Origin of the sequence: Corynebacterium aurimucosum (genome assembly GCF_030408555.1) — a bacterium.
GTDB classification, from domain to species: domain Bacteria; phylum Actinomycetota; class Actinomycetes; order Mycobacteriales; family Mycobacteriaceae; genus Corynebacterium; species Corynebacterium aurimucosum.
Genome location: NZ_CP047048.1, coordinates 1,547,122 through 1,563,403 on the forward strand (window position 1 = coordinate 1,547,122; position 16,282 = coordinate 1,563,403).

Consider the following 16,282-nt stretch of genomic DNA (forward strand, 5'->3'; position numbering starts at 1 on the left):
CCGCAACTGCCCTTGTTGCCAAAGTTTCTCGCCCTCACCTCAAGATCTGGCCAGATCTTTGGCAACAAGGGCAGTTTTCTATTTGAACCCGTCCAAGACAAAACTCCGGCCAGTCCGCAAAGGTAACTGGCCGGAGTTTTTCTGGAAAGGGCTGGCGAAACAATTAACGCCAGCGGTGGGTCCCTATTCGGTGTCCCCTTCCGTTTCCGCAGTCTCAGCGGGCTCCGCGGGCTCCTCGGCAGAGGACGAGGCCATCGGGCTATCCGCAGACTGTGATTGGATGACGTCATCCAGCACCGCATGGATATAAGGCGCGGCCTTGTCATTGGAGTATTCGGAAGCAAGCTCCACGCCTTCAACGAGCGCGGTAGCGTTCGGAACATCCGCGTTGAAGAGGATTTCCCATACCGATACTCGCATGATCGCGCGGTCAACAGCGGGAATGCGTTCGAGCGACCACTCGCTGGAGAGGTAACGAGCAATCGCATCGTCAATGGCGTCCAGCTCTTCAGCTGCTCCGCTGACAATTTCGCGGGTGTAGTCCGCGATCGGCGCCACGCCGTTTTCCGGGTCGCGAGCAAGCTCGACGCGGTCTTCCACGATGGCTACCGGATCAACGTCGCGTGATTCTGCTTCGAAGAGAATATCCGCAGCTCGGCGGCGCGCGCGGTAGCGCGCGGTGTGCCGCTTATAGTTAGGCTCTGGTCGGGTCATCTTAGTTGTTGACGCGGGAGAGGTACTCGCCAGTGCGGGTATCGATCTTGAGGGTGTTACCGGTCTCGATGAACAGCGGCACCTGGATCTCGGCACCGGTCTCGAGTGTCGCCGGCTTGGTGCCGCCGTTGGAGCGGTCACCCTGCAGACCTGGCTCGGTGTGCTCAACTTTCAGGTCAACGGAGATCGGAAGCTCACCGAACAGAGCGTCGCCGTCGTGGAAGGAGACCTGGACACGCATGTTTTCCAAGAGGAACTTGCCGGCGTCGCCGAACTTATCAAACGGCAGCTCGTACTGCTCGTAGGTCTTATCATCCATGACCACGTAGTTCTGGCCATCGTTGTACAGGTAGGTCATGTCGCGGCGGTCAACGTTGGCGGTCTCCACCTTCACACCAGCGTTAAAGGTCTTGTCGGTGACCTTGCCAGAGACCACATCCTTGAGCTTGGTGCGCACGAATGCAGGACCCTTGCCAGGCTTGACGTGCTGGAATTCAACGATCTGCTGCAGCTTGTTGTCGATCTTCAGAACGAGGCCGTTCTTGAAATCAGTGGTATCTGCCATGAAATGACTCTCCCAAATAACTTGTAGTCGAAACTATGAAAACAGTGTCTAAGCATACCGTACGCGGCTGCTGCACGGTACGAAGGGGTGCTGGCTACAGCACCTGAAGTTCCTTCGGATAGGCCGTGATGATCTTTGGTGCCCCTGAGGTAATAAACAGGCTGTCCTCGATCCGCACGCCGCCCTTACCAGGAACGTAGATGCCCGGCTCAATGGTCAGCGTCATCCCTTCGGCGAGCTCGCCCTTGCCGGTTTTCGCTGCGGAGGGCCCTTCGTGCACGTCGAGGCCGATTCCGTGGCCAGTCGAGTGAACGAAGTACTCGCCATAGCCGGCCTCAGTGATGATGTCACGGCAGGCCGCGTCGACGTCGACAAGCTTGGCACCTGGCACCGCTGCCTTCACACCTGCCTCCTGGGCGCGCAGGACAATGTCGTAGATTTCACGGGCAAACTCAGTGACCTCACCGATAGCGAAGGTGCGTGTGCAGTCGGAGTTAAAGCCGCGCAGGTGGGCACCGAAGTCGATCGTAACCAAATCCCCCTTGCGCAACTCGCGGTCATCCGCGCCGTGGTGGGGCTTAGCGGAGTTTTCACCGGAAGCCACAATGGTGTCAAAGCTCACGCGCTCCGAGCCGAGCATGCGCATGCGGTATTCCAAATCGGCAGCGACTTGGCGTTCCGTGCGCCCAGCGGCGACCTCCCCAGCCTCTACGAGATCGGTGAGCGCCTGGTTGGCCAAGGCCGCTATCTCTTCGAGCTTCTGCAGCTCAACGTGATCCTTGACCAGGCGAATCTTCTCAATCACGCCGGTGACCGGTACCAGAGTCACGCCCTCCGGCTTTGCTTTCTCCAGACGCTGCAGTTGTGCGACAGTGACGTAGTCGGCTTCATAGCCCACCCGCAGATCTTGAGAAACCTGCCCCAGCAAGTGCGGGCCTACATCGCGACCAAGGCTGGCTTCGATGTCCGGAACCTCTTCCGCGATCTGCGTGGTGTAGCGACCGTCCGTTGCCATGAGCGCGGAGAGGTCCTTGCGCAACAGCAGTCCACCATTCGATCCCGAAAAGCCGGTCAAGTAACGCACGTGCGTCAGGTGGGTAACGATAATGGCGTCAATGCGCTGACCAGTCAGCTCAGTCATGAGCTTGCGGCGGCGGTTGCCATAACGAGTATCGGCTAATGCCATGAGAGAACCACTCCAATCAATTCAAGCGATACTCCATGATAGCTAATCTGCCAGGAAGTACCCCAGTGCCGCGACATATCCATAAGAGCCGAGGCCCGCGATAACACCGCGAGCGATGGGGCTCAGGTAAGAGTGCTGCCGAAATGCTTCCCGCGCATGCACGTTGGATAGGTGCACCTCGACGAATCCGGGGCCATCGGCTACCTCCGCCAAGGCATCACGCAGGGCCACCGAGGTATGTGTAAAACCGCCCGGGTTGATGATGACAGGCCAGCCTTCGTCGGCAGCGCGATGCACCTGTTCAATGAGTTCGCCCTCGTGGTTGGATTGGAAGAAGACGATCTCTTCCTCCCCCGCCGCCGCGCGGACGCGAGTCTCTATATCCTCCAAAGTTTCGCTGCCATAGATTTCTGGCTGGCGCTTGCCCAAGCGGTTCAGATTCGGGCCGTTGAGGACGAGAATGGTCATGGCGAACTCCTTAAATTCCTATACGGTCAGCTGCGCGTAGGCTGCGCGCAGCTCCTCATCAGTGGCGTCTTCCAAGCGCGTGGTTTCCCCGATCCCGGTGAGCGCTACAAAGCGGATGTGGCCGCCGCGGTTCTTCTTGTCATGGCGCATTGCATCCAGCAGCTCCTCGAAATGGTCCTGCTCATAAGTGGTCGGCAGCCCAATCCTGGTCAAGATGTCGCGGTGCGTGGCCACGAGGTTGGCATCGATAAGCCCGCGCGCGTGGGATAGGTGGGCAATGAACATCATGCCCACCGCTACCGCGCGGCCGTGTCGCCACGAGTAGTTCTCGCGACGCTCCACGGCGTGGCCAAAGGTGTGGCCGTAATTGAGAGTCTCGCGCAGCCCGGATTCCTTCAAGTCCTGACCCACCACGTGGGCCTTGACCGCAATAGAACGCTCGATGAGCTCCGGCAGCAGGCCGTCGGGCTCAAGGCATGTGGCGGGATCCTTCAGGTAGTGCTCAATGATCTGCGGGTCATGGATGAAGCCAGTCTTGATAATCTCTGCAGAACCGGCGACGATTTCCTCGGCTGGCAGCGTGCGCAAATGCTCCACATCAACAAAGACTGAGTCCGGCTCATGGAAAGCCCCAACCAGGTTCTTTCCCGCGGCTGTGTTGATGCCGGTTTTGCCGCCCACGGCGGCATCCACCATGGCGAGCAACGTCGTCGGCGCCTGAATCACCGGGATGCCGCGCATCCACGTCGCCGCAGCAAACCCAGCCAGGTCCGTTACCGCACCGCCGCCTAGGCCAATGACGGCATCGCGGCGGCTAAAACCTGCTTCTCCGAAGATATCCCACAAGCGGGCGAGCACGTCGATCCGTTTGGCGGCTTCGGCATCGGGGACCACAACTGCGGTGGCCTCAATCCCCTGTACGCGAGCCTGTTTAACTAAGTCTTGGGCAGCCTGCGCGAGCGGCGGTTGGTGGATGATTGCCACCTTAGCCGCCCCAATCGCCGCGGCGCGCTCAATCATGGCGGTACTCAGGCCACTGCCAAGAGTGACCTCATAAGGCGATGGTCCATTAACAGCAATGGTGTGCATGGGTGGTGCTCCTTCGGCTGGGGTGGCAGGGTTCGTGAGGCGTCGACACGTAGCGGGTAAAGAAGTTTCGTCGTCCTAGAGGGTTTCGAGGAAGCTCAAGATGTCACCCACCACCTGCTGCGGGGAGCGCACACCAGTGCGCACCTTTAAGTCAGCGACCTCGCTGTAGAGGGATCGGCGCGTTTCCAAAAGTTGGGTGTAGTGCGCCAGCGGGTCCGCAGACTCCAACACGGGACGGTTGCTGTCCCCCAGCGTGCGGGTTACGCCTTCTTCGGGGGTGATATCAAGGAATACAACAGTCAGGCCATCGAGCAGGGCGCGTGTAGATTCGGTCAGCACTGCCCCGCCGCCTAGACTCACCACGCCAGTAGTGGCGAGTGCCTCGCGCACCGCTTCGGCTTCGACCTCACGGAATGCTGGTTCACCCAGCTCAGAGAAAATCTCGCCGCAAGCCTTGCCGTAGCGGGCCTCGATGAGGGCATCAGAGTCAACAACCTCGCAGTTCAGCGCGCGGGAGAGGCACCGGCCAATGGTGGTCTTTCCGGAGCCAGGAGGCCCTACGAGAACGACGTGCGGGGAATTCATGCCTCACCCCAATCCAAGCGGCTAGCCACGTAATCCTGGTAGGCAGCAATGTTTCGCTTGGTCTCGGCTAAGCTATCGCCACCAAATTTCTCCAACACGGCACGCGCAAGGACGAGAGCCACCATGGCTTCGGCCACCACGCCAGCCGCTGGAACTGCACAGACATCAGAACGCTGATGGATGGCAGTGGCTGGCCCACCCGTAACCATATCAACGGTCTTCAGGGCGCGCGGGACGGTAGAAATCGGCTTCATCGCCGCACGCAAACGCAGCGTCTGGCCATTAGTCATGCCGCCTTCCAGGCCACCAGCCCGGTTACTCTCCCGGTCCACTCCCTCATCGGTGCGCACCATTTCATCGTGGGCCTCGCTTCCGCGACGGCGCGCCTCAGCGAAGCCGTCGCCTACTTCAACGCCCTTGATCGCCTGAATACCCATCAAGGCGGCGGCGAGCTGCGCGTCGAGACGGTCCTCCCCCGAGGTATGGGAGCCTAAACCAATCGGCAGGCCCTCCACGATGACCTCTACAATGCCGCCGAGGGTATCGCCCTGCTTCTTGGCGGTCTCGATTTCTGAGATCATCGATTCCTCTGCGGCCTTATCGCAGGCACGAACCGGAGAGGCGTCGATGGCCTCAAGGTCCGCAAAGCTAGGGTGCGGGCCCTCATAAGGTTCTGAGGCACCAATGGAGATGACGTGGGACAGCACCTCGACTCCCAGGGTTTCGCGAAGGAAGTTGCGGGCAACGGTGGCCGCGGCGACGCGGGCAGCGGTCTCGCGTGCGGAGGAACGCTCCAGAATGGGACGGGCCTCCGCCTGATCAAACTTCACCATGCCGGCGAAATCGGCGTGCCCAGGGCGTGGACGAGTGAGCGGAGCACCGCGACCGGAAGCCATCGCCTTAGCAGTCTCCGGGTCATCGAGATCTAGCGCATCCGGGGACATGATGGTGGTCCACTTTGGCCACTCCGTGTTGCCAATCATGATAGCGATGGGGCTACCCAGGGTAAGGCCGTGGCGAATGCCACTGAGCAGAGTGAGATCATCAGCTTCAAACTTCATGCGGGCGCCGCGGCCGTAGCCGAGGCGGCGGCGAGAGAGCTGGAGAGCAATATCGTCTTGGGAAACGGGAACCCCGGCCGGCATGTGCTCAATGAGTGCAACGAGTGCCTGGCCGTGAGATTCACCTGCGGTAGTCCAACGAAGCATGCGGACTATTATCACACGCCAAGGGTTCCTTCGGGGTCACTAGGCCTGCTATCACACCATGTCGGGGCTAAATAACACAACAAGTCCTGCGGCAATCAACATCCCGGGTCCATGCGCGGGTGTCCTATCCCTGGATATATAGCCCCAGAGCACCGTGCTCAGCGACGCCCCCATCATCGCCAGCGCAACCCCCGGTACGCCCGCCACGTGTGCGGTCACCATTCCCAGCGGCAGCGCCAGTTTGAGGTCTCCCCCGCCGATGCTTCCGGCGCGGCTTAGCAACGCCGCCACCACGTAGATACCCGGCCACAGCAGCCCGGCCACGCTGAACCAGCACAGCGATAAGGCTGCGGCAGGCAGAGTCAGATAGTTAGGCAGGCGTTTGAAACGCAGGTCATAAATAATTAAAGCGCACCCCCACGCCAAGAAAAGCAGTTCCCCCATGGTCCCGCAGCCTACCGCGTGGGCGGACAAGACGCACGCACCAAGCTGTGGGGACTTGCTTAGGGCAGCTTGAGCGCCTTGTTGAGCGCCGCCAGCATCTCTGCCCGCGGGGCAGTATGCCCGGTAAACTGCTCAAATTGCGAATAAGCCTGATTAGCCAGCATGATGTGCCCGCCGACGGCCCGGTAGCCATCAGCGGCCGCATGCACAGTGAGCGGAGTAGGCCACGGATCATAAATAACGTCAAAAACCGGAGCCTTGGCCAGCTGCGTCAGGTATCCCTCCAACGCAGCAGAGGGCACGGTGGAGACAAGGAGATCTACTGCTCTCGCAAGGCCTGCTAGATCATCCTCGAAGGTTGCCGCATGGAGTGTGAGACCGAGGGCGTCAGCGAGCGGACGCAGTTCAGCTAAACGGTCGGAGCGATTCAACACGGTAACGTCCTTCACTCCGCGCTGAGCCAGCCCCCACAGGACCGGCCGCGCGGTTCCGCCGGCGCCGATGAGCAGCGCCGAAGACGGCTGGGAAGAGCCCAAAAGCTCATCGAGCGCGCCCAGCACGCCTTCGGTATCCGTGTTATCCGCGCGCCACCCTTCCGGGGTGCGTACCAAGGTGTTCGCGGAGCCAATGAGCTCAGCTCGCTCGCTGACGATATCGGCACAAGCAAGGGCATCAAATTTGAGCGGCATGGTGACGGAGAAACCGCAGTACTCCTCGCCTACTTCGGCGAGGAAGGCCGGCAAGTCCGTCACCTCATGCTTGGTATAGTCCCACTCCTTCAGGGTCAGGGCCTCATACCCAGCGTTATGCAGGACTGGTGAGAGCGAGTGGGCAATGGGGCTGCCCACGACTGCGGCGCGCGGCATTGGTTTACTGCTCCTCGGCTGGCGGCGCACCTTCGGCCTCGCGCTGGCTGTCCAGGATGCCAGAGCGCACCGCATCATCGACGTTGGCAAGGTGCTCATCGTAGTTATCGGTAAACACGGTGGTGCCCTTGTCATCGACGGTGACGAAGAAGAGCCAGTTTCCTTCCGCCGGGTTCTCCATGGCCTGGATAGCTTCCTCCGAAGGCGAGGCAATCGGCGAATCAGGCAGACCGTCCTTGGCGTAGGTATTCCATGGCGTCTCGCGGTGGCGGTCCTCATCGGTGGTGGCCAGCTCCACGTCCTCGAGGCCATAGTTCACGGTGGAGTCCAACTCGAGGCGCATCGGTTCATCGAGGCGGTTGAGGATCACTCGAGCAACCTTGTCGAATTCACCGGCCGGGGACTCGCGTTCCACCAATGAAGCGGCAGTTAGAAGCTCATAGGGCTTCAGACCAATTGCTTGGGCGCGGTCAACGATGTTGGTGTCGTTGTACTTCTTCGTAGAGCGGGTGATCAGGTCCGTCAGAATCTCCTGGGCATCCATGTTCGGATCCAGCACGTACTGGCCCGGGGCAATCAGCCCCTCAAGGCGCTTCGGGTCCTCGCCTCGTGCGCGAATCTCTTCCAGGGCCCACTCCGGTGCGCCCAGCTCAGCTGGGTCCACGGTGGCCGCAATCTTCTCGAGCTCTTCAGCGGAGACGCAGCCACCTTCCTTGCACGAGACCTGGGAAATCAAGGAGTAAATGCCGTAGCGAACATCACCGCCAAGCACGTTGACGTCGAGCAGCGTGGCACCGCCTTGGACGTCGAGGAGGTCCACCATATTGGCTTCATCGAGCAGCGCTTCGACAGCGGCCTTCGCGCTCATCTCCTCCTGGAGACGGTAAAAGCCGGGTTTGATTTGGCTTGCGCGTGGGTTGGAGTTGGCTGCTGAGGAGAAAGCTTCGGATGTCTTCACCACGTTCTTTTCTGCCAGCTCGGGTGCTAATTCACCCATGGACGAGCCTTCTGGGACCTGAACAAGCTGTGTGACACCGTTGCCTTGCCCCTCGTAGTCCAAGGTACTGCCCCCTCCCAGAAGGCGGAAGCCGATGTAGCCGAGTCCGCCAATGATAAGGACCAAGCTTGCGATGAGCACGGCCATGCCGCGCTGACGGCGCTTGACATATTGAGGTTCCATCGAGCGTCCGATGCGTGAAGGTTTACGGCTCACGTACTTCGTCTCCTACGTTTGAAGGGCTGTGGCCGTACAACGCGAAATGGCGCGCATCCAGCCAGGACTGCAAAATTTCCACCGCGGCAGCTTGGTCAATGACCGAGCGACCACGCTTCTCTGACACGCCAGAGGCCCGCAAAGCAGAGGTTGCCACCACCGTAGTGAGGCGCTCATCCACCATGCGTACGGGCGGAGGTTCCTTCATCCTGTCATCTTTTGCCAAGCGGCGGCGGATACGAAACGCGATTTCCTTGGCATGTTTAACACTTGATGAGCCGTTGCCTTTGAGATCACGCGGCAGGCCAACGGCCACCTCGACGGCGTCATACTCATGGATCAGCTCGAGCAAACGGTCAATATCGCCCTTGTCGCGGTCCTTAAACCCGGTCTCACGCCGGACGGTTTCGACCGGCATGGCCAAGCGCGCGTCTCGGTCAGATACCGCCACGCCGATGCGGACGGTACCGACGTCGAGGCCCAAACGGCGCCCCGGGCCGGGATCGTCGACGCCTGGTTTGTCAGGCTCTACGGCCATCGTGCTCCTCCTGATTCTGCGACTCAGCTATTTGCATGCACCTTACTAGTGCTGACCGAGCTCGTCGCGTACAGCATTGAAGGCCGCCTGCAGGCCGTCCGCGTTCGCGCCCGAGCCCTGGGCCATGTCCGGCTTTCCGCCGCCCTTGCCGTCGACATAGCCAGAAATAACCTTGACCAAGTCACCAGCCTTGACACCGCGCTCGACTGCGGGCTTAGTGGCGCCAACGATGAACGGGAGCTTGCCGCCCTCGTTCTCCGATGCCAGGACAACCACACCGGCGGCATCACCGAGACGGTTCTTGATATCAGAAGCCAGTGTGCGCAAGTCTCCACCGTTGACCCCCTTAGGCAGCTTAACAGCCACGAGGGTGAAATCGTTGACGGTCTTCGCAGTAGAGATCATCTCCGCGGTCTGGGACATGAGCTGGGCCTTGTGAAGCTCGGCAATTTGCTTCTCAGCGGCCTTGAGCTTCTCCGTCAGCTGCGCGATGCGCTCCGGCAGGTCCTCAGTTTGGACCTTGAGCTCGCGGGAGACACCCTCGACGAGGGCGGTCTCCTTCGAGTAGTAGCGGAATGCATCCAGGCCCGAATAAGCCTCGATGCGGCGCGCGCCCGAACCCACGGAGGATTCGCCGAGGACAGATACCGGGCCGATCTCTGCAGTGTTCTTCACGTGCGTACCACCGCAGAGCTCGATGGAGAAGGGGCCGCCCATCTCCACGACGCGGACCTCAGAACCGTAGTTCTCACCAAAGAGGGCCATCGCCCCCATCTCCTTGGCCTTCTCCAAGGAGGCCTCGATGGTATTGACCGGGAAGTGCTGGTCCACCGCCTGGTTGGTCACCAAAGCGATCTCATCGAGCTGCTCCTGCGTGAGCTGGTCGGTGTAGTTGAAATCAAAGCGCAGGTAGCCCGGACGGTTCAAGGAACCAGCCTGGACTGCGGTCGGGCCCAGCACCTGGCGCAGCGCGGCGTGGATAAGGTGCGTTGCGGAGTGCGCCTGCACGGCGCCGTGGCGCCACTGCTGGTCAACTGCGGCGGTCACGCCATTGCCAAGCTCAAGGCCACCGGCGGTCACCGTGGCCTTGTGAACCCACAACTTCTTGCCAATCTTCTGAACATCCTTGACCTCCAGCAGGGTCTCGCCCGCGATAATGCGGCCGCGGTCGGCGGTCTGGCCACCGGCTTCGGCGTAGAGCGGCGACTGGTCCAAGATAACCTCGACCGTGTCCCCTGCCTGGACCTCGGAGACCTTCTCGCCATCGCGCACAAGACCGATGACCTTGGCGTCCGACTCCAAGGTCTCGTAGCCCGTGAACAGCGTCGGGTGGTTATCCACCCAGTCACGGTACAGAGACAGATCAGCATGACCATGCTTCTTGGCTTGGTTATCCGCCTTGGCGCGGCGGCGCTGCTCACCCATGGCGGCGTCGAAGCCTTCCATGTCTACGGTCAAACCGGCTTCCTGCGCCATTTCCAGGGTCAAGTCGATGGGGAAACCATAGGTATCGTGCAGCTCGAAGGCCTTTTCACCGGACAGGACTTTCGGGGTAGCTGCGCGGGAGGTGCTCTTCAGCTCGATCACTGCTTCGTCGAAAAGCTTGGTACCCGACTCCAAGGTCTTGAGGAAGGCTTTCTCCTCTGCCACGGCAACGCGCAGAATACGCTCGCGGTTTTCTGCGATCTCCGGGTAGGACGGCGTCATGGTGTCCATGATGGTGTTCATGAAGCGCTCCATGGTCTCGCCTTTCGCGCCCAACAACTTGGCGGAGCGAATGATGCGACGAAGCAGGCGACGCAGGATGTAGCCGCGGCCCTCGTTACCGGGGGTAACGCCATCCAAGATGAGCATCATGCCGGTACGCGAGTGGTCCGCCACCACGCGGAAACGGATCAGGTCTTCCTTCGGCGCATCCGGAACGTACTTCGCACCGGTGAGCTCTTCGGCTACGTCGATGACTGGGCGCAACAGGTCCGTTTCGTACACATTGTCCACGTCCTGCAGGATGCAGGCGACGCGCTCGATGCCCATGCCGGTATCGATGTTCTTCTTGGGCAGCTCGCCCACGATCTCAAAGTTGCCCTTGCCAATGCCTTCGCCGCGCTCGTTCTGCATGAAGACCAGGTTCCAGATCTCCATGTAGCGATTATCGTCCGCGACGGGACCACCGTCCTGGCCATATTCCGGGCCACGGTCATAGTAGATCTCGGAGCACGGTCCGCACGGGCCAGGAATGCCCATGGACCAGTAATTATCCTCCATGCCGAGGCGCTGAATGCGCTCGCGGGGAACACCGATTTTGTTGTGCCAGATATCGGCTGCTTCATCGTCATCGAGGTAGACCGTGACCCACAAACGCTCGGGGTCAAGCCCCAAGCCACCATCCTCTACCGAGTTCGTCAACAGGTTCCAGGCGTGGGTAATGGCCCCCTCCTTGAAGTACTGGCCAAAGGAGAAGTTGCCTGCCATCTGGAAGAAGGTGTTGTGGCGGGTGGTAATGCCTACTTCCTCGATATCCAGGGTGCGCACGCACTTCTGGATAGAGGTCGCCGTACCGTTAGCAAAAGGCGGGGTCTGCTGGCCCAAGAAGTAGGGCTTGAAGGGAACCATGCCGGCGTTGACGAAGAGCAGGTTCGGGTCATCCAGGATCAGCGATGCGCTGGGCACGGCCTCGTGGCCGGCCTTGACGAAGTGCTGGGTAAAGCGTTCCCGGATCTCATGAGTCTTCACGAGCAAAAGTCCTTCACTGTTGAATGGTTTCTAGTCAGCGCTCAACTTTACCCGTCCGGTGCTCTGCTTAGCGACGCCGCCCCCGGATGATGCCCCGCAACCTCCCCAGGTACTCGCGCACCCGTTTTTCCGCGCCGTGGTCGGTGGGCTGATAATACTCGACATCGGTGAGCGTCTCCGGTAAATACTGCTGGGCTAGCACACCGCGTGGATCATCATGCGGGTACCGGTAGCCGACGGCGTTTCCCAAGCGCTTGGCACCCTCGTAGTGGCCGTCGCGCAGGTGCGGCGGGACGTGCCCGCTCTTACCGGCCTGGACATCGGCTTGGGCAGCGTTGATGGCACTAATAACGGAATTCGACTTCGGCGCCGTGGCCAGGTGGATCGTGGCCTGCGCCAGCGGGATGCGCGCCTCGGGCAGGCCAATCAGGGCCGCAGCCTCCGCCGCGGCCACGGCGGTGGGCAAAGCGGTGGGATCCGCCATCCCAACGTCCTCGGAGGCATGCACGATGAGCCGGCGCGCTATGAAGCGCGGGTCTTCGCCGGCCTCAATCATGCGGGCAAGGTAGTGCAACGCGGCGTCCACGTCGGAGCCGCGGATGGACTTAATAAAGGCGGAGACAACATCATAGTGCTGGTCCCCGTCACGGTCATAGCGCACGACCGCGCGGTTGACGTTGTCTTTGAGAATGTCGACGGTGAGCTCGCCGCCATCCGGCACCGCTTCGGCGGCCGCCTCGAGATAGGTCAGCGTCCGTCGAGCATCACCGCCGGCGAGCAGCACCAGCTGATCCAAAGCGTCTTCCGTGGCAGTGATTCGCCCCGCCAAACCGCGCTCACTCCTCAGCGCCCGCTCCGCGAGGCTGCGGAGGGAGACATCGTCAAGCGGCTCCAAGTGCAGCAACAGCGAACGCGAAAGCAGCGGCGCTACCACAGAAAACGAAGGATTCTCGGTGGTCGCGGCCACGAGAAGGACAGTGCGGTTCTCCACGGCCGCCAGCAACGCATCCTGCTGGGTTTTGGAGAAGCGGTGTACCTCATCGATGAAGAGCACCGTGCGGCGACCTTCGATGAGTTCGCGACGCGCATGAGTGATCACTTCGCGGACTTGCTTAACACCAGAGTCCAGGGCAGAAAGCCCAATGAAGTTATCCCCCAAGGAGGAAGCGATCAGGGAGGCGAGCGTTGTCTTTCCGGTTCCCGGCGGGCCGTACAGGATGACCGAGGCTTCCCCCGAGCCCTCCACCAGCCGGCGCAACGGGGTCCCCGGCTCCAGTAGGTGCTTCTGCCCCACCACTTCATCGAGGCTCTGCGGCCGCATGCGCGCGGCAAGGGGTGAGCCTGAATGAGTTGCAAACATATCGGGGCCACCCGGCAGGCTGGGCGCTGACTGGTCATCGCCGAAGAGTGACTCCTGCCCCATCAGGACTCCCGGAGACGGGAAGCAACTGCGCGGCCAAATGCGGCCACCACGGAGCATCCATCATTCTTGCACTGCGCGGCAAACCGCGACAGCGCCTCGAAAGTTTCATAAAGATCACGGCGGATGAGAGCCTCATCCTCGGTGAACGGCCCCTGGTCGGAACGGCGAAGCAACGAGCGATGCGGGTCACGATAAATCTCGGCGTTGCCCTCCGCCAGAGCTACAACGCCTTCGATCCCGCCGGCATACATGGTGGTCACGCTCGACAAGGCCCAGCCTATGAGGCAGGCCACCAGCAATTCATGCAGCGTCTTCTCATCAGCAAACTGGGGCCACACATCGACGATGCGGCGCTGCCAGGCTTGGATGAAGATTTCCGCTTCGCTATCAGTAATCGGCCGTGAGAACAGGAATTGTGGGAAGCCTGCAACAACGCAGGCCACGTCAAAGCCAACGTTACGGAAACCAGCCCATTCATAATCCAGGAAGGTTAACGCTGTCCCCACGATGATGTTGTCTGGGGACAGATCGAAGGGGGTAAAGGCGCGGTTGCGGCCAGAACTAAAGCTCTGCATGGCGGTGCGAGCCAATTCGCGAACGTGTTTCGGCGGTTCCAGTCCGGCCTCATTGAGAATGTCAGCGCCGATCATGATGGAGCTCTTCAGCGAATCATCACGCAGCGCCTGGTGCTCAGCGTATTCGGGATGCCGGCGCAGCTGACGGTTCAGCAGGGCCTCGTAATCCTCCTCGCGCCCTGCGGTTCCTGCGTGCATCTTGCCCAGCGCGCTGCCCAGGGATCGGAGCAGCTCGACGCGGTCTTCATCGCTGCTGTGGGCGAGGGCATCCGCCAAGGTGTCGCCATCGCCCGCGTCGGTGAGCACGAGGATGCGCTTTTCCACATCGTGCGCAAGAAGGACTGGGCCTGGGCGGACCTCTTCAGACAGCGCTGTGGTGAATTGATAGGCCACCACTTCACGCAGGAGTGCGGCGTCATCAATAGTGTGTCCGGTGACCGGGTTGTACTTGATGACGACCGACCGATGTGGAAAGAAGGCACTTGGTGTCGTGCGGGCACGAAGCACCACAGCATTGCCCGAGCCGGTGAGCTGTTGAATGTCACTCAGCTCAGGCTCGCCGCCATAGCGGCGGGAAATCATCAGCGATGCTTCCGCCACCACGGCATCAGCCGCAGAACTGTCCATGGACTCGTGTCCCATCGAATTCACTTGCTTGCCTGCCTCCACTAGTCGTAGGCCCAACTACCTTACCGGCGCTGCGCGGTCTTAAGACTCCTTCCCAGCCTTTTCACCCTGTGCAGCCTTAGCCGCCTTTTCCGGCTTGAAGTCCACGCCGGTCTCCTTGCGCTGCTCAGCGGGGATGGTGCCCGGAGCATCGGTCAGAGGATCAACGCCGCCGCCCGACTTCGGGAAGGCAATGACGTCGCGGATGGAATCGAATCCGCCCAGCAGGGAGACAATGCGGTCCCAACCGAAAGCAATGCCGCCATGCGGCGGGGCACCGAACTGGAAAGCGTCGAGCAGGAAGCCGAACTTCTCCTGCGCTTCCTCTTCACCAATGCCCATGACATCGAAGACGCGCTTCTGCACATCCTGGTCGTGGATACGGATGGAGCCGCCGCCAATCTCGTTGCCGTTGCAGACGATGTCATAGGCGTAGGCCAAGGCCTCTCCCGGATTCTCATCAAAGTTATCCAGGTACTCCGGCTTCGGCGAGGTAAAGGCGTGGTGGACAGCCGTCCACTTGGAGTGACCCAGAGCCACATCACCCGAAGCGGTGGCATCGGCGGCCGGCTCGAAGAGCGGTGCGTCCACGACCCAGGTGAAGGCCCAGTCGCCGTCCTTGATAAGGTCCAGCTTCTTTGCGATCTCACCGCGCGCAGCGCCCAGCAAAGCACGGGAAGACTTTACGTCACCGGCGGCAAAGAAGATGGCGTCGCCCGGCTTAGCACCGACGTGCTCGGCAATGCCCTCGCGCTCGGCGTCAGTAATGTTTTTGGCCACTGGGCCGCCCAGGGTGCCGTCCTCGGCGATGGTGATATAAGCCAGGCCCTTCGCACCGCGCTGCTTTGCCCATTCCTGCCACGCATCGAACTGGCGGCGCGGCTGGGAGGCTCCGCCTTCCATGACGACAGCACCGACGTATTCGTTCTGGAAGACACGGAAGGTGGTGTCCTTGAAGAAGTCGGTGCACTCCACGATCTTGATGTCGAAGCGCAGATCCGGCTTGTCAGATCCGTAGTACTTCATGGCATCGGCGTAGGTCATGCGCGGGATGGGCGTCTTAATCTCGTAGCCGATCAGCTTCCAGAGAGCGGATACAATCTCTTCCGCTAGTGCAATAACATCGTCCTGGTCTACGAAGGACATTTCGACGTCGAGCTGCGTAAATTCAGGCTGGCGGTCCGCGCGGAAGTCCTCATCGCGGTAGCAGCGAGCAATCTGGTAGTAGCGCTCCATGCCGGCCACCATGAGCAGCTGCTTAAAAAGCTGCGGAGACTGCGGGAGTGCGTACCAGCTGCCCGGCTTGAGGCGGGCGGGCACGAGGAAGTCACGAGCGCCCTCCGGGGTGGAACGGGTCAGGGTCGGGGTTTCAATCTCAGTAAAGTCGTGGTTGTCCAGAACTTCGCGGGCGGCGCGGTTAGCGGCGGAGCGCAGGCGCAGAGCCTCGTGCTGACGCTCGCGGCGCAGGTCCAAGTAACGGTACTTCAGACGGGTCTCTTCACCGACTTCACCGGAAGAAGACGGATCATCAATCTGGAACGGCAGCGCTGCGGACTTGTTGAGCACCTCCAGGTCCGAGACGTTAACCTCAATCTCACCAGATGCCAGGTTTGCGTTAGCCGAACCTTCCGGGCGCGGCTCCACTACGCCGGTAACCTTGACGCAGTATTCAGAACGCAGATCGTGGGCGCGCTCAGCTACCTCAGATTCGCGGAAAACCACCTGGGCAACGCCAGAGCGGTCACGCAGATCAATGAAGATAACACCGCCATGGTCGCGACGGCGAGCGACCCAACCCGTCAGGGTGACGGTCTCCCCTGCCATCTCCTTGCGCAGTTCGCCTGCCAAATGTGTACGCAGCACTCTCGTTCAATCCCTTCTCATTGTTGACGCTCGCACCCACACACGCCACGCGTAGACAGCACGCGCCGAGGGATGCAAGTACTTGAACGGCCCAAGTCTACCGCCCACACCGGACTTGCACAGCGCTAGGGTGAGCACCGTGTGCT

At 60.9% G+C, this 16,282-nt stretch carries 15 protein-coding genes; all 15 read right to left on the reverse strand.

The annotated features are described in order from the left end of the window. Positions 1-183: 183 nt before the first annotated feature. The 15 genes from nusB to aspS all read right to left on the reverse strand — a co-directional run bounded on the left by nusB (position 184) and on the right by aspS (position 16,136). Positions 184-714, reverse strand: a complete 531-nt coding sequence (gene nusB / locus CAURIM_RS07260; protein ID WP_070644861.1) for a transcription antitermination factor NusB — start codon at positions 712-714, stop codon at positions 184-186. A gap of 1 nt (position 715) precedes the next feature. Next, positions 716-1,279: an elongation factor P gene (gene efp, locus CAURIM_RS07265; protein WP_070446858.1), complete on the reverse strand. Its 564-nt coding sequence runs from the start codon at positions 1,277-1,279 to the stop codon at positions 716-718. A gap of 94 nt (positions 1,280-1,373) precedes the next feature. Then, positions 1,374-2,465, reverse strand: a complete 1,092-nt coding sequence (locus CAURIM_RS07270; protein WP_070446856.1) for a M24 family metallopeptidase — start codon at positions 2,463-2,465, stop codon at positions 1,374-1,376. A 42-nt stretch (positions 2,466-2,507) separates the two neighbouring features. Next, positions 2,508-2,933: a type II 3-dehydroquinate dehydratase gene (gene aroQ, locus CAURIM_RS07275; protein ID WP_070446855.1), complete on the reverse strand. Its 426-nt coding sequence runs from the start codon at positions 2,931-2,933 to the stop codon at positions 2,508-2,510. A gap of 18 nt (positions 2,934-2,951) precedes the next feature. Next, positions 2,952-4,022 (reverse strand): 3-dehydroquinate synthase, encoded by a 1,071-nt coding sequence (gene aroB / locus CAURIM_RS07280; protein ID WP_201828115.1) that lies wholly within the window; start codon positions 4,020-4,022, stop codon positions 2,952-2,954. 75 nt (positions 4,023-4,097) lie between these two features. After that, positions 4,098-4,607 (reverse strand): shikimate kinase, encoded by a 510-nt coding sequence (locus CAURIM_RS07285; protein WP_201828113.1) that lies wholly within the window; start codon positions 4,605-4,607, stop codon positions 4,098-4,100. Continuing rightward, on the reverse strand, positions 4,604-5,815 hold the full coding sequence (aroC, locus tag CAURIM_RS07290; RefSeq protein ID WP_201828111.1) for a chorismate synthase: 1,212 nt from the start codon (positions 5,813-5,815) through the stop codon (positions 4,604-4,606). Before aroC ends, CAURIM_RS07285 begins: the two co-directional genes overlap by 4 nt. 51 nt (positions 5,816-5,866) lie before the next feature. Next, positions 5,867-6,259 carry a prepilin peptidase gene (locus CAURIM_RS07295; RefSeq protein WP_070446847.1) on the reverse strand — a complete coding sequence of 131 codons (393 nt, stop codon included), beginning with the start codon at positions 6,257-6,259 and terminating at the stop codon, positions 5,867-5,869. Between the two features lie 59 nt (positions 6,260-6,318). Continuing rightward, complete coding sequence (locus CAURIM_RS07300) at positions 6,319-7,125, reverse strand: shikimate dehydrogenase (RefSeq protein ID WP_070446846.1); 807 nt, start codon at positions 7,123-7,125, stop codon at positions 6,319-6,321. 4 nt (positions 7,126-7,129) lie between these two features. Further along, a complete protein-coding gene (gene mltG / locus CAURIM_RS07305) occupies positions 7,130-8,305 on the reverse strand; it encodes an endolytic transglycosylase MltG (protein WP_070644989.1) in 1,176 nt (391 codons plus the stop codon). A 22-nt stretch (positions 8,306-8,327) separates the two neighbouring features. After that, complete coding sequence (gene ruvX / locus CAURIM_RS07310) at positions 8,328-8,876, reverse strand: Holliday junction resolvase RuvX (protein WP_201828109.1); 549 nt, start codon at positions 8,874-8,876, stop codon at positions 8,328-8,330. Positions 8,877-8,921: 45 nt separating this feature from the next. Then, positions 8,922-11,609 carry an alanine--tRNA ligase gene (gene alaS / locus CAURIM_RS07315; protein WP_201828106.1) on the reverse strand — a complete coding sequence of 896 codons (2,688 nt, stop codon included), beginning with the start codon at positions 11,607-11,609 and terminating at the stop codon, positions 8,922-8,924. Positions 11,610-11,676: 67 nt separating this feature from the next. Then, positions 11,677-13,032 carry a replication-associated recombination protein A gene (locus CAURIM_RS07320; RefSeq protein ID WP_144656262.1) on the reverse strand — a complete coding sequence of 452 codons (1,356 nt, stop codon included), beginning with the start codon at positions 13,030-13,032 and terminating at the stop codon, positions 11,677-11,679. Further along, a complete protein-coding gene (locus CAURIM_RS07325) occupies positions 13,032-14,249 on the reverse strand; it encodes a phosphotransferase (protein WP_083308536.1) in 1,218 nt (405 codons plus the stop codon). The genes CAURIM_RS07320 and CAURIM_RS07325 overlap by 1 nt, the downstream gene beginning before the upstream one ends. 66 nt (positions 14,250-14,315) lie before the next feature. After that, a complete protein-coding gene (gene aspS, locus CAURIM_RS07330; protein WP_070446838.1) occupies positions 14,316-16,136 on the reverse strand; it encodes an aspartate--tRNA ligase in 1,821 nt (606 codons plus the stop codon). Between the last annotated feature and the right edge of the window lie 146 nt (positions 16,137-16,282).

Bases quoted from the DNA above. Each gene is read 5' to 3' on its own strand.
- nusB (WP_070644861.1), bottom strand. From the start codon at position 714: ATGACCCGACCAGAGCCTAACTATAAGCGGCACACCGCGCGCTACCGC.
- efp (WP_070446858.1), bottom strand. From the start codon at position 1,279: ATGGCAGATACCACTGATTTCAAGAACGGCCTCGTTCTGAAGATCGAC.
- CAURIM_RS07270 (WP_070446856.1), bottom strand. From the start codon at position 2,465: ATGGCATTAGCCGATACTCGTTATGGCAACCGCCGCCGCAAGCTCATG.
- aroQ (WP_070446855.1), bottom strand. From the start codon at position 2,933: ATGACCATTCTCGTCCTCAACGGCCCGAATCTGAACCGCTTGGGCAAG.
- aroB (WP_201828115.1), bottom strand. From the start codon at position 4,022: ATGCACACCATTGCTGTTAATGGACCATCGCCTTATGAGGTCACTCTT.
- CAURIM_RS07285 (WP_201828113.1), bottom strand. From the start codon at position 4,607: ATGAATTCCCCGCACGTCGTTCTCGTAGGGCCTCCTGGCTCCGGAAAG.
- aroC (WP_201828111.1), bottom strand. From the start codon at position 5,815: ATGCTTCGTTGGACTACCGCAGGTGAATCTCACGGCCAGGCACTCGTT.
- CAURIM_RS07295 (WP_070446847.1), bottom strand. From the start codon at position 6,259: ATGGGGGAACTGCTTTTCTTGGCGTGGGGGTGCGCTTTAATTATTTAT.
- CAURIM_RS07300 (WP_070446846.1), bottom strand. From the start codon at position 7,125: ATGCCGCGCGCCGCAGTCGTGGGCAGCCCCATTGCCCACTCGCTCTCA.
- mltG (WP_070644989.1), bottom strand. From the start codon at position 8,305: ATGGAACCTCAATATGTCAAGCGCCGTCAGCGCGGCATGGCCGTGCTC.
- ruvX (WP_201828109.1), bottom strand. From the start codon at position 8,876: ATGGCCGTAGAGCCTGACAAACCAGGCGTCGACGATCCCGGCCCGGGG.
- CAURIM_RS07320 (WP_144656262.1), bottom strand. From the start codon at position 13,032: ATGGGGCAGGAGTCACTCTTCGGCGATGACCAGTCAGCGCCCAGCCTG.
- CAURIM_RS07325 (WP_083308536.1), bottom strand. From the start codon at position 14,249: ATGGGACACGAGTCCATGGACAGTTCTGCGGCTGATGCCGTGGTGGCG.